The sequence below is a fragment of the Leisingera sp. ANG-M6 genome (assembly GCF_000813905.1).
Classification (GTDB): domain Bacteria; phylum Pseudomonadota; class Alphaproteobacteria; order Rhodobacterales; family Rhodobacteraceae; genus Leisingera.
Genome location: NZ_JWLG01000022.1, coordinates 138,712 through 150,287 on the forward strand (window position 1 = coordinate 138,712; position 11,576 = coordinate 150,287).

The following is an 11,576-nucleotide window of genomic DNA, read 5'->3' on the forward strand; positions in this document are numbered from 1 at the left end:
GCAAGCACTGGCCGGTAAACAGGACCGGTACAAGACAACCACTTACAGGAACCGAAACGTGTCCTTTGAAGACCGCGCGCTGGCTGCTCAATCCACGGGCCGGGAATCGGCCTTTGCCCTTGATGAAGTGTTCTTTTCCCGCACCGATCCCCGCGGTGTGATCCAGGCCGGCAATGCCGTGTTCAGCCGGGTCGCCAAATACCCGCTGGAAAAGCTGCTGGGGGCGCCGCACAAGGTGATCCGCCACCCGGACATGCCGCGCGCGGTGTTCCAGCTGTTGTGGGATACGATCAAGGGCGGCGAAACCGTTGGCGCCTATGTCAAGAACCGCGCCAGCGACGGCAGCTATTACTGGGTTTTTGCAGTGGTCACCCCTTGCGACGGCGGCTATCTCTCTGCCCGCATCAAACCGACCAGCCCGCTGCTCAAGACAGTGCAGCAGGAATACGCCGCCCTGCGCCAGGCCGAACAGGCAGAGGAGCTGAGCCCCGAGGACAGCGCTGCCCGGCTGCTGGCCCGCCTGCGCGAGCTGGGCTTTGCCACTTACAGCGACTTTGCCGGCCACGCTTTGGCTGAGGAACTGCTGGCGCGTGATGCGGGCCTGAAACGCCCGCCATGCGCACGTCTCGCCGAACGCCGCGCAATGCATTCCACCGCCGGGCAGCTGGTGGCGGAGACCGAGGCGCTGGTGCAGGAGTTTGAATCGATGCGCACCATCCCTCATAACCTGCGGGTCATTGCCTCGCGCATCGAACCGGCCGGCGGCCCGGTGACAGTGCTGTCCCAGAACTACAGCGCCATGTCGCGCGACATGTCGGACTGGTTTGAGGCCCACGTCTGGGGCAAGGACAGCAACTTCCGCGCCATCAAGGGTACGGTAACGGCGGCCATCTTTGTCGAGGGGCTGGCCCGCATCCTGACCGAATGCGGCCATCAGTTGGAACAGGAAGACGGCAGCGCGGCGACCGACATCACCCGCGAGCAGGGCATTCTGAGCGACCTTACCGGTATCCAGTTCAGCAAGGCGCGGAGCAGCCTGCAGGACGTCCGCTTCGAGGCCGACCGCATCCAGAAGGCGTGCCAGACCCTGCACCGCCATTTCATGGCGCTGACCACAACCCGGGTGCTGTGCAAAATCGAATGCGCCCGGCTCGGCAATGTCGGCGAGACCCTGAACACCATCATCGACGAGCTGGGACGCTTCCAGGACCGCATCTCGGCCCGGCTGGAAAAGATCAGCGAACTCAGCACCGCGCTGGCCAGTGACGAGGGCTGAGCCTACTCCTTGGCTGCCTTCTCTGCCCAGCTCTTGCGGAAGGACGCAGGCGACTGCCCGTACCGCTTCTTGAAGCGGATCGACAGCTGGGTCGCGCTGCTGAAGCCGGTGGCGGCGGATATTTCTGCCACCGTCATGTTGGTCTCATTCAGCAGCGCCAGTGCCCGGCCCACGCGCAGGTCGATATAGAACTGCACCGGTGAGGTGCCGACATAACGCTGGAACAGCCGCTCCAGCTGGCGCCGCGAAATCTGCGCGTGCTCCGCCACCACGCCCACCTCCACCGGCTCCTCGATGGTGTCGTGCATGAACTGCATGGCGTTGATCAGATGCTGGTTGCGGCTGCTCAGCGCTACCGAATAGGCCGACTTCTGCAGCGCCTCGCGGTTGTTGGACCGGAAGTGGATGCACATGTCAGAGACAATCACCGCCAGATCCTTGCTGTGGTCGGTCTCGATCATCTCCAGCATCATATCGGTGGCCGCATTGCCGCCGCCGCAGGTCATCAGCCCTCGGTCGATCTCATATAGGTTCGCAGTCGGCTCAAGCCCCGGGAAATATTCGGAAAACGACGGCTGGTTCTCCCAATGCAGGGTAAAGCGCTGCCCCTGCAAAAGCCCGGCCTGGGCCAAAGCAAAAGCCCCGGTGCAAATGCCGCCAAAGCGGCTGCCATGGGCATTCTGCCGCCGCATCCAGGACAGCACCTTGGGGCTGGCGCTTTCTGAGGGTTCAATGCCCGCACAGACAAACCCGAAGCTGCCCCGCGGCAGATCCTCCAGCGCCATGTCGGTGTTGATGCCGATCCCGTTGGAGCAGGGCACGGCGGCGCCATCCTCGCTCAGCAGAAACCAGCGGTACAGCTCCTTGCCGGTGACCTGATTGGCAATCCGCAACGGCTCCACCGCAGCGCTGAAGGCCAGCATGGTCAGCTTCGGCAGAAGCACAAAGTAGATGTCTTTGGGCGGCCCGTCGTAATCGACCCGGAAACTGGCCGCACCCTTCGGGACAAAGCTGCGGAATGTCATATCACTAACCTAACAGATGGGACGTTCACAGTGAAACGCGCGCCGGAGGGGAGGCTCCGGCGCGCAGGGGGGATCAGGCGGTCAGTTCCTGCACCGGCTCGCCGCTGTCCTCCCAGGCCGCGACCTCGTCGTCGCTTGCTTTGGGCGAGAACAGCCCGGTCATCGCATAGAAGATGCCGATGAGCGGCGACAGCCAGCAGGCAAAGGCCAGCGGGATGTACAGCAGGTTCTCGAAGTTGCCGTCCGCAATCCCCAGCGCCAGCGCCGAGATCACAAAGGCGCCGCCCGCGTTCCAGGGGATCAGCGGTGAAACCAGGGTACCGCCTTCCTCGATGGCACGCGACAGGTTCAGCGGGGAATACTTCATGCCGCGGTAAACCGGCGCATACATCCGGCCCGGCAGGGCAATCGACAGGTACGGATCGCCTGCCACGGTGTTGGTCGCAACCGAGGTCAGAATGGCCGAGGTCTGGATGCCGGCAAAGCTCTTCACCCGGGCAATGATCACCTCGATGATCGCCTGCAGGCAGCCGGTCCGCTCCAGCGCGCCGCCGAACCCCAGCGCCAGCAGCACCAGCGAGATCGTCCACATCATCGACTGGATGCCGCCGCGGTTCAGCAGCGGGTCGATCTCGGCCACGCCGGTGTCGATGGAATACCCGCTGTTGGCGAATGTGAAGGTCTCATGCAGACCCGCGCCCTGGCACGCCATCGCCATGATGCCGCCCACGACCGCACCGGCAAACAGCGACGGGATCGGCGGCTGTTTCTTCACCGCCAGCACAATGACCAGCAGTGCGGGCAGCAGCATCAGCGGCGAGATCCAGAACGCATTGTCCAGCGCTGCGGTGATCGCGTCGATCCGCTCAAACGACACTTGCGAGGTGTCGATCAGGGTGAACCCGACAACCAGATAGATCGCCAGCGCAATCAGCATCGACGGCACGGTGGTCGGCAGCATGTTGCGGATGTGATCGAACAGATTGGTGCCGGTCACGGCCGGGGCCAGGTTTGTGGTGTCCGACAGCGGCGAGATCTTGTCGCCGAAGAACGCGCCGGAAACCACCGCGCCCGCGGTCCAGTACATCGGAATGCCAAAGCCCGCGCCGATCCCCATCAGCGCCAGGCCGACGGTGCCGACGGTGCCCCATGAGGTGCCCAGCGATACCGACACGATGGAGCACAGCACCATGCCCGCAGCCAGGAACAGCTCCGGCGACAGGATTTTCAGTCCGTAATAGATCAGCGTCGGCACGGTGCCGCTTGCAATCCAGATGCCGACAATCATGCCAACGGTGATCAGGATCGACACCGACGGCAGCGAGATGTTGATGACGTGGAACACGCCCTCTTCGATATTGTCCCACTTGTGGCCCAGCTTCAGGCCGACCAGCGCGGTGATGGCGATGCCGATCGCCAGCGGGATATGCGGGGTGAAATCCCCGAAGTAGAACAGCTGGATGCCCAGTACCAGCAAGGTCAGCAGGATCGGCAGCAGCGCCAGTCCGAGACCGGGTTTGGCAATATTCGGATCAGATGGTGACACGGGGTTTCTCCTCCCTTTGGTCAAAACGCCTGACTTTGGCGGATGCGGATACACACCAGAGAACGCCGCCGGGGACTCGATGCCAGCGCGCCGGAATCCACAGATATTGCGACATTCGGGAAGAATGGCCTCTTTCGGGGATTTTCGGGCGCCATGAGGGAAAATTCCCCTCATGGCACGCCGGGCCAAGGTGCCAGGAAGGGGGGCAGCCCTGGCCTCAGCACTGCAAGAAAGGCCATAGGCAGCGCGGCTTTTCGGCTGGTTTCTGGATTATACCGCTGTATGACTTACTCTGAGAAACGGGCTAACGGCTTGGGAACCGGAATGAAACGACTGCGCAATCCCCGCACCGGCGTCGAACAGGGCGATGTCACCGTGTTCTCGGATTTCGAGGATGGCGGCGAGATGTGGACCGGCACCGGCCCGCGGGTGCGGCGCCGGGCGGTGGAGTTCACCGCTGCCTTTGCCAGCCCGCCCGCAGTGCATGTGTCTGTGTCGCTCTGGGATATGGACACCTCCGCCGCGATCCGCGCGGAACTGGTGGCGGAAAACATCACTTGCCAGGGCTTTGATATCGTCTTCCGCACCTGGGCCGACAGCCGCGCCGCCCGCCTGCGCGCCGCCTGGCTGGCGATCGGCGAACTGCCCCACGCTGATGACTGGGACGTCGACTAAACCTCCGCCGTGATGGACCCGGCCCGCAGCAGCTTTCGAAATTTCGGGCACTCCAGATGGCTTGGCGCCGGGCAGTCTGCCACATGGCGCAGCGCGTCCTTCAGCACCGTCAGCTCGCGGATCTGCGCCTCCAGCGCATCGGCGCGGGCGTGCAGCTGGTCCCGCGGCAGATCGGGCTGGCCGTCCTTGCCGAACATGCCTGCAATCTCCTGCAGCGAAAACCCTGCCGCCTTGCCCAAGGTAATCAGCGACAGTTGCAACAGGACCTCCGGTCCGAACTGCCGCCTGAGTCCCTTGCGCCCCGCGGAGGTGATCAGCCCGATCTCCTCGTAATACCGCAGGGCAGAGGGCGCCACGCCAGAGCGTTCCGCGACCTCGCCGATATCCAGAAGTTTCATCCTTGACCTCAAGTTGACTTTAATTTGCAGGCTGCCAGCCTTGCACGGATTGAACAAGGAAAATCCCTGATGACGAGCAACAATAAAAGCCTCTGGCGGCATCCCCAGGCCATTGCGCTGCTGATGGCCGCCAGCCTTACGGTGATGGCCAATGCCACCATCAGCCCGGCGCTGGCAGGGCTGGAGCAGGAATTTGCAGAGGAGCCCGATGCAGGCTTCCTGGTGCGCCCTCTGGTCACCGTGCCCTCGCTCGGGGTGATGCTGACCGCGCCGCTGGCGGGCTGGCTCACCGACCGCAAGGGGCGGCGGCCCGTGCTGCTGGCGGGGATCTGGCTGTTCCTCCTGTGCGGCACCGCGGGGTATTACCTGCCGGACCTGCACCTGATGCTCATCAGCCGCTTTGGCCTTGGCATTGCCGTCGGGCTGATCATGACCGCGCAGACCGCGCTGATCGGCGACTATTTCACCGGTGCCAGCCGCCAGGCCCTGACCGGCCTGCAGATTTCGGCCCGCAACTTCGGCGGGCTGGTTTTCATCGGCACCGCAGGGCTGGCCGCCACCCTGTCACCGCGGCTGCCGTTCCTGATCTACGGGCTGGCCGTCTTGTGCCTTTACACCGTCTGGCGCCACGCCCCGGAATCCCGGCGCAGCACCGGCGGGGCAGGGCAGGCAGAGGCACCGGGTCACCCGGCCTGGCCGCTTCTGGTCATTGCCGTCTCTGCCCTGCAGATGCTGACCAATGGCCTCTTTTTCATGATGCCAACCCAGCTGCCGTTCTTCTTTGCCGCCCAGGGCCTCGATAGCGCGCTGATGACCGGGGCCGGGCTGGGCCTCCTGTCGCTTTGCGGCGGTATCGCCGCGCTGTTCTACGGCCGGCTCAAAGCCCGTTTGCCGCATGCTGCAATCTTTGCGCTCGGCTACGGCGCGCTGGCGCTGGGCTTTGCGGCTCTGGCCCAGCAAGGAAGCGCGGCGCTGTCCCTGGCAGGCGCCATGGTTGTCGGCATCGGTTACGCCACGGTCTCCCCCGGTTTTGTTGCCATTACGCTGGCGATTGCCCCCTCGGGACGGCGCGGCACGGCAGGCGCAATCCTCACGGCTTCGGTGTTCTGCGGCCAGTTCCTATCGCCCTTTGCCAGCACGCCGGCCATCACACAGTGGGGATATGTCGGCGCTTTCGGTGCTGCCGCAGCCCTGCTGGCGCTGGTGGCGGCAACAGCCGCCGCCGCGACCGTCTTAGCCGGCCGCCACCGTGCGAGAGCCTGAAAAGCAAAAAGCCCCGCAACCGCGGGGCTTTCCAATTCGATTTAACAGCCGCCTCAGCCGCCGTTGGAATAGAGGCTCTCGTAGATCGGCACCAGCGTCTTGTCCTCGAACAGCGAGGACACGGAGGTGCCGTGCCAGATGTTCAGGATCGCCTGAGTGAACAGCGGCGCGGTCGGCACGATGCGGATGTTGGGCGCGTTCTTTACCGCCTCGGTCGGCTGGATCGTGTCGGTCAGCACCAGCGATTTCATAACCGAGTTGCTGACCCGCTCCACCGCCGGGCCGCTCATCACGCCGTGGGTGATATAGGCGTGCACTTCCTTGGCGCCGTTGTCCAGCAGCACTTGCGCCGCCTTGCACAAGGTGCCGGCAGTATCGCACATGTCATCGACGATTAGGCAGATCTTGTCCTTCACGTCGCCGATCACGGTCATCTCCGCCACTTCACCGGCCTTCTCGCGGCGCTTGTCGACGATCGACAGCGGCGCGCTGATGCGCTTGGCCAGCTCGCGGGCGCGGGCCACGCCGCCCACATCCGGCGACACCACCATCAGCTCGTCCATCCGGTCCTTGAACTGATCTTTCACGTCCAGCGCAAAGATCGGCGAGGCATAAAGGTTGTCCACCGGAATATCAAAGAAGCCCTGGATCTGGGCGGCGTGCAGGTCCATGGTCAGCACCCGCTCGATGCCGGCACCGGTCAGCATGTTGGCGACCAGCTTGGCCGAGATCGGCGTGCGCGCCTTGGTGCGGCGGTCCTGGCGGGCATAGCCGAAGTAGGGGATCACCGCGGTGATGCGCTGGGCTGAGGAGCGGCGCAGCGCGTCGGCGATGATCAAGAGCTCCATCAGGTTGTCATTGGCCGGGTTCGAGGTCGGCTGAATGATGAACATGTCCTCGCCGCGGACGTTCTCATAAACTTCGACGAAGATCTCGCCGTCGTTGAACCGCTCGACGCGGGCGTCCACCAGCCCCTGGTCGACACCGCGGTGCAGGCTCATGCGGCGGGTAATGGCTTGGGCAAGAGGAAGGTTGGCGTTCCCAGCAATCAGCTTGGGTTCGTTCAAGGTCGGCATTGGCTGTGATCCCCAGGCAGCAATGGCAATGTGTCAGATTCGTGATATTGAACCCCGCTTATCATGCACTTACCCTCGCGCAAAGTTCTAAGCGGGAGAAACAGCTTTTGGTGGCACGCAGGCGCAGCCCTACAACCCCTCGTCAAAACCCGCATCGTGAAGGGCCGGCTGCATGAACAGCGCCCCGCAGGTGTTCCATCGCAGCTTCGGCCAGGGGCCTCGGTCTGTTCTGGCGGTGCATTGCTCGCTGGCCCATTCCGGCGCCTGGCGCGGCGTGGCAGAGCTGCTGGCAGAAGAGATCACCCTTACCGGTTTCGACATGCTCAGCCATGGCCGCAGCCCGGACTGGGACGGGCAGGGCAACTACCAGCTTCTGAACATGGAGGCCGGGCTAGCCCTGCTGACCGAACCGCTTGACCTCGTGGGCCACTCCTTCGGCGCCACGGTGGCATTGCGGATGGCGATGGCCCGCCCGGATCTGGTGCGCAGCCTGACCCTGATCGAACCGGTGCTGTTTGCCGCCGCGCAGGCCGAGGATCCCGCCGCCTTTGCCACTTTGGAAAAGGCCAGCCAGCCGGCCGAAGCCGCCTGGGAAGCGGGAGACCGGGAACTCACCACCCGTCTGTTCAACCGCATGTGGGGGACCGGAGAGGTGAAATGGCCCGACCTGCCAGCCCCCGCCCGCACCGCAATGCTGCGCGCGATGCCTGTGGTGATGGCCAGCCGCGCGGTGCTGCACGAGGACGCAAACGGCACCCTGGCCCCCGGCGCGCTGGATCCCGTGACAATGCCGGTGCAGATCCTGACCGGCGCGGACAGCCCGCCGGTCATCCCCGCCATTGCCCGCAGCCTCTGCCGCCGCCTCGGCGCCGCGCACACCGCGGTGCCGGGCGCGGGCCACATGCTGCCACTCACCCACCCGGCACAGACCGCCGCGCTGCTGCGCAGCTTCTGGCACCTGCACTGACCCTTTGCACCACTGCGATGGACGGGGCAGGATAGGGACCATGGCCCCTTATGGAGGAGACGGCACAGATGGCATCGAAGAAAGACCTGCTGAAAACCCTCCTCAAAGGCTTGGAGACCGGCGACCCGGCCTCTGCCGCCGTCGTGAACGAGGCGAAATACATCCAGCACAACCCGCAGACCCACGAGGGCAGCGAGGGGCTGGCGGAGCTGTTTGCCCGCCTCGCCAAGACCTCGCCCCGCGTCACCTTCAAACGGGTGTTCGAGGATGGCGATTTCGCTTTTGCCCATATCGAATACGATTTCTCCTCCCTGCGCGCGGCGTTCGAAGTGTTCCGCTTCGAGGACGGGCAGGCGGTGGAGCATTGGGATAACATCCAGCCTTTGCGCGGCCCCAACCCCTCCGGACGCGGGATGCAGGACGGCGCCACGGAGATCACGGACCTGGACAAGACCGAAAAGAACCGCACCCTGGCCCGCAGCTATACCGAGCAGGTGCTGATCCGGCGGCAGCTGGACCAGCTGCCGGACTATGTCCACGCGGACCTCATCCAGCACAACCCGGATCTGACCGACGGCCTGCCCGCCCTGCGCGAAGCGCTGTCAGCCACAGAAAACAGCACGCTCGCAATCCAGTACGAGTACCTCCACCGGGTGCTGGCAGAGGGCAATTTCGTCCTCTGCGCCTGCGAGGGGCAGCGGGGCGGCATCCACACCAGCTTCTACGATCTCTACCGCATCGAGGACGGTCGGATCGCCGAGCACTGGGACACGATCGAGGCGATCCCCCCGCGCAGCGAGTGGAAGAACGACAACGGCAAGTTCTAAGGTCGGCCCGGCCTCACCAGGGCTGCACTCCCTGCTTGGCCCAGACGTCCAGGAAATTGCCGTGGTTCGGCATCTTCACCGCGGGCAGGGTCTCTGCCGTCATCGCGGTGTCCGCATCAATCACCCCGTTGCGTTCCAGGATATAGGCCGCCAGCGCATAGGCCTCGTCATCGCTCAGCGACTTCGGCGCCTCCAGCGGCATCGCCCGGCGGATGTAATCAAACAGCGTGGTGGCATAGGGCCAGTAGCTGCCTGCGGGCTTGGCCCAGACATCATTGGGGCCAACCGGTGGCATCACCGGGCCTTCGCTGCCGGTTGCGCCGTGGCAGGTGGTGCATTTCGCGGCATAGATCTCCGCGCCTTGCGCTGCAGTGCCGCTGCCTTCGGGCAGGCCGGTGCCATCGGGTTTCACATAGATGGCATAAAACGGGATATCCGCGGCCTCCAGCGGCTGCCCCAGCCCCGGCCCTTCGGCGCGGGCGGCAGCGGCGGTCAGCAGCAGGGCGGTGGTGGCGAGTTTAAAGATAGACATTCTGAACCGCTCCTTCTGCCGTGACCTGCCAGGGCTGGATGGCGTTGTAATGCAGGAAATTCGAGGCGTGATAGCGCGCCTTCCAGTCAGCGCGCGCAGGCTGCACCGCGCCGGTCTCGTCGGTGGCGCGGCTCATCAGCACCAGGGGCGATCCGTCCCAGTGCCAGGGCAGGCTGAAGCGGGTCAGCGCCTGCGGCAGCACCGGCCCAGCCAGCGCCGCCTCCGCCCAGCTGGTGCCGCCATCGGCTGACACCTCGACCTTGGCGACCTTGCCCGCGCCGGTCCAGGCCAGCCCGGAAATCTCGTAAAATCCCGGCCCGCTCATCGTCATGGTGGAGGACGGATGGGTGATGAACGACTTCACCCCCATCGCAAAGGTGAACTGCAGCGAGGAGCCATCGGCCAGGATCTCGGTATATTCGCCCGATTCATCCTTGGTATGCACTGGCTCCTCCGTCACCCACAGGCTCGTCAGCCACTTGATGTTCATATTGCCCTCGAACCCGGGCAGCAGCAGCCGCATCGGATAGCCCTGCTCGGGCCGGATCCGCTCGCCGTTCTGGTAGAGCGCTAGCATCCCGTCGCTCATCACCTTCTCCATCGGGATCGAGCGCGCCAGGCTCGGCCCGTCAGCGCCCGCGGCAACCACCCATTTGCCCTCTGGCTTGACGCCGGCTTCCTCCATCAGAATGCGCATCGGGATGCCGGCCCATTCGGTGTTCGACACCAGCCCATGCAGCATGTCGCAGCCCGCCTGCATCGGCTCCGGCATGATGGCGTTGAACAGGCTGTTGCCGGCGCATTCCAGGAAGTGCGTCGCCGTCACCATCGGATAACGCTCCAGCGCGTCCAGGGTGAACTGCAGCGGGTTCTCCACCAGCCCATGGATCATCAGATGGTGGCGGGCCGGGTCGATGTCGGGCCGGCCGCCGTGATGCACCTCGTAATGCAGCCCGCTGGGGGTGATGGTGCCGCGAAGCTTGTGATGCGGTGTGCCCGACAGGCTGAAGGCCGGCGCCACGTCCTGCCAGGGTTCGATGATGGCGCGCTGCACTGCAGATTCTGCCGCCGCCGGCGCGCCATAACCGCGCGCCCTTGCGCCTGCGGTCTTGGTCCATTCCGGGATTTCCGCCTCTGCCCGCGCCACGCGCGGCTGCAGCAGCCCCGCGGCCGTCCCCGCAGCGGCTGAGGCCAGCAGCGTCCGGCGGCTCAGCAGCCCGCCGCCCGCGGCATAGTCCAGCGCCGCGCCGTCAATGGTGGATCGTGTCATTTGAATGTCCCCTCCCTTGCTGGCAAATGCTGCTCGCTCAGGGCCCCAGGACGCGGGTCTTGCCACCCGCTGCTTTCGTTACTCTACCATAAAACAGCCCGCGGCAGCAGGGGCGGCGGCAGGGGGAGAGTGGATAAACCGCGCCCCGCTGCTAATCTCTACCGCAGCACTGACTGACAGGAGGCTCCCATGCCCGGACTGGATTTCTGGTATTCGATCGGCAGCACCTACAGCTACCTCACCGTGATGCGCATCGGCGATGCGGCGGCGCAGGCGGGCATTCCGGTCCGCTGGCGCCCCTTCAACGTGCGCCATGTGATGACGGTGCAGAACAATATCCCGTTCAAGGATAAGCCGGAAAAGACCGCCTATATGTGGCGCGACATCGAACGCCGCGCCGGGCGCTACGGCCTCCACGTGCGGCTGCCTGCGCCGTACCCGTTGCCGGAACTGGTGCTGGCCAACCAGGTGGCGGCGCTGGGCGCGGCAGAGGGCTGGGGCGAGGCCTATACCCAGGCCGCCTACCGCTGCTGGTTCGAAGCCGGCCAGCCCGCGGGCGAGGACCCGAACCTCTCCGCTAGCCTCCAGGCCGCGGGCCAGGACCCGGGCAGGGTGCTGGCTGAGGCGGTGTCGGACAAGACCGTCAAGATGCTGGCGGATGCAACGGAGGAGGCGATGGCGCTGGGCATCTTTGGCGCCCCCAGCTTCGTTGTGGCGGGGG

Annotated in this window: 12 protein-coding genes; 6 read left to right on the forward strand and 6 right to left on the reverse strand. The window is 64.9% G+C overall.

Translation table 11 applies throughout. The features are described from left to right. Nucleotides 1-58: 58 nt before the first annotated feature. Nucleotides 59-1,276 (forward strand): PAS domain-containing protein, encoded by a 1,218-nt coding sequence (locus tag RA24_RS19370; protein ID WP_039174430.1) that lies wholly within the window; start codon nt 59-61, stop codon nt 1,274-1,276. 2 nt (nt 1,277-1,278) lie between these two features. Here the strand turns inward: RA24_RS19370 and RA24_RS19375 are convergent, their stop codons facing one another. Both RA24_RS19375 and nhaC read right to left on the reverse strand, forming a co-directional pair. After that, nucleotides 1,279-2,301: a GlxA family transcriptional regulator gene (locus RA24_RS19375; RefSeq protein WP_039193644.1), complete on the reverse strand. Its 1,023-nt coding sequence runs from the start codon at nt 2,299-2,301 to the stop codon at nt 1,279-1,281. Nucleotides 2,302-2,374: 73 nt separating this feature from the next. Beyond that, nucleotides 2,375-3,847, reverse strand: coding sequence for a Na+/H+ antiporter NhaC (gene nhaC, locus RA24_RS19380; protein WP_039193647.1), 1,473 nt, complete (start codon nt 3,845-3,847; stop codon nt 2,375-2,377). Between the two features lie 324 nt (nt 3,848-4,171). Between nhaC and RA24_RS19385 the strand changes: the two genes are divergently transcribed. After that, nucleotides 4,172-4,522, forward strand: a complete 351-nt coding sequence (locus tag RA24_RS19385) for an H-type lectin domain-containing protein (protein WP_039150465.1) — start codon at nt 4,172-4,174, stop codon at nt 4,520-4,522. On the opposite strand, the gene RA24_RS19390 is transcribed toward RA24_RS19385, so the two are convergent. Further along, nucleotides 4,519-4,920, reverse strand: coding sequence for a helix-turn-helix domain-containing protein (locus RA24_RS19390; RefSeq protein WP_019298637.1), 402 nt, complete (start codon nt 4,918-4,920; stop codon nt 4,519-4,521). The genes RA24_RS19385 and RA24_RS19390 overlap by 4 nt on opposite strands. Nucleotides 4,921-4,989: 69 nt before the next feature. Here RA24_RS19390 and RA24_RS19395 point away from each other — a divergent pair, with 69 nt between their 5' ends. Further along, nucleotides 4,990-6,183 carry an MFS transporter gene (locus RA24_RS19395; RefSeq protein WP_039193650.1) on the forward strand — a complete coding sequence of 398 codons (1,194 nt, stop codon included), beginning with the start codon at nt 4,990-4,992 and terminating at the stop codon, nt 6,181-6,183. A 53-nt stretch (nt 6,184-6,236) separates the two neighbouring features. Here the strand turns inward: RA24_RS19395 and RA24_RS19400 are convergent, their stop codons facing one another. Next, entirely contained in the window at nt 6,237-7,259 is a 1,023-nt protein-coding gene (locus RA24_RS19400) for a ribose-phosphate pyrophosphokinase (protein WP_039150457.1), read from the reverse strand. Nucleotides 7,260-7,431: 172 nt separating this feature from the next. Here RA24_RS19400 and RA24_RS19405 point away from each other — a divergent pair, with 172 nt between their 5' ends. After that, nucleotides 7,432-8,226: an alpha/beta fold hydrolase gene (locus tag RA24_RS19405; RefSeq protein ID WP_039193653.1), complete on the forward strand. Its 795-nt coding sequence runs from the start codon at nt 7,432-7,434 to the stop codon at nt 8,224-8,226. A gap of 68 nt (nt 8,227-8,294) precedes the next feature. Beyond that, nucleotides 8,295-9,053 (forward strand): nuclear transport factor 2 family protein, encoded by a 759-nt coding sequence (locus tag RA24_RS19410; protein ID WP_039193694.1) that lies wholly within the window; start codon nt 8,295-8,297, stop codon nt 9,051-9,053. 13 nt (nt 9,054-9,066) lie between these two features. Here the strand turns inward: RA24_RS19410 and RA24_RS19415 are convergent, their stop codons facing one another. Both RA24_RS19415 and soxC read right to left on the reverse strand, forming a co-directional pair. Beyond that, nucleotides 9,067-9,585, reverse strand: coding sequence for a c-type cytochrome (locus tag RA24_RS19415; protein ID WP_039193656.1), 519 nt, complete (start codon nt 9,583-9,585; stop codon nt 9,067-9,069). After that, the gene (gene soxC / locus RA24_RS19420; RefSeq protein ID WP_039193658.1) at nt 9,572-10,855 is read right to left on the reverse strand and encodes a sulfite dehydrogenase; all 1,284 of its coding nucleotides are present in this window, start codon (nt 10,853-10,855) and stop codon (nt 9,572-9,574) included. Before soxC ends, RA24_RS19415 begins: the two co-directional genes overlap by 14 nt. A gap of 189 nt (nt 10,856-11,044) precedes the next feature. Between soxC and RA24_RS19425 the strand changes: the two genes are divergently transcribed. Continuing rightward, nucleotides 11,045-11,576 (forward strand): 2-hydroxychromene-2-carboxylate isomerase (locus RA24_RS19425; protein WP_039193662.1); only part of this gene is annotated, 532 nt, incomplete at its 3' end.

Coding starts and splice junctions, on each gene's coding strand:
- soxC (WP_039193658.1), bottom strand. CDS start 10,855: ATGACACGATCCACCATTGACGGCGCGGCGCTGGACTATGCCGCGGGC.
- RA24_RS19405 (WP_039193653.1), top strand. CDS start 7,432: ATGAACAGCGCCCCGCAGGTGTTCCATCGCAGCTTCGGCCAGGGGCCT.
- RA24_RS19400 (WP_039150457.1), bottom strand. CDS start 7,259: ATGCCGACCTTGAACGAACCCAAGCTGATTGCTGGGAACGCCAACCTT.
- RA24_RS19395 (WP_039193650.1), top strand. CDS start 4,990: ATGACGAGCAACAATAAAAGCCTCTGGCGGCATCCCCAGGCCATTGCG.
- RA24_RS19410 (WP_039193694.1), top strand. CDS start 8,295: ATGGCATCGAAGAAAGACCTGCTGAAAACCCTCCTCAAAGGCTTGGAG.
- RA24_RS19375 (WP_039193644.1), bottom strand. CDS start 2,301: ATGACATTCCGCAGCTTTGTCCCGAAGGGTGCGGCCAGTTTCCGGGTC.
- RA24_RS19415 (WP_039193656.1), bottom strand. CDS start 9,585: ATGTCTATCTTTAAACTCGCCACCACCGCCCTGCTGCTGACCGCCGCT.
- RA24_RS19390 (WP_019298637.1), bottom strand. CDS start 4,920: ATGAAACTTCTGGATATCGGCGAGGTCGCGGAACGCTCTGGCGTGGCG.
- RA24_RS19385 (WP_039150465.1), top strand. CDS start 4,172: ATGAAACGACTGCGCAATCCCCGCACCGGCGTCGAACAGGGCGATGTC.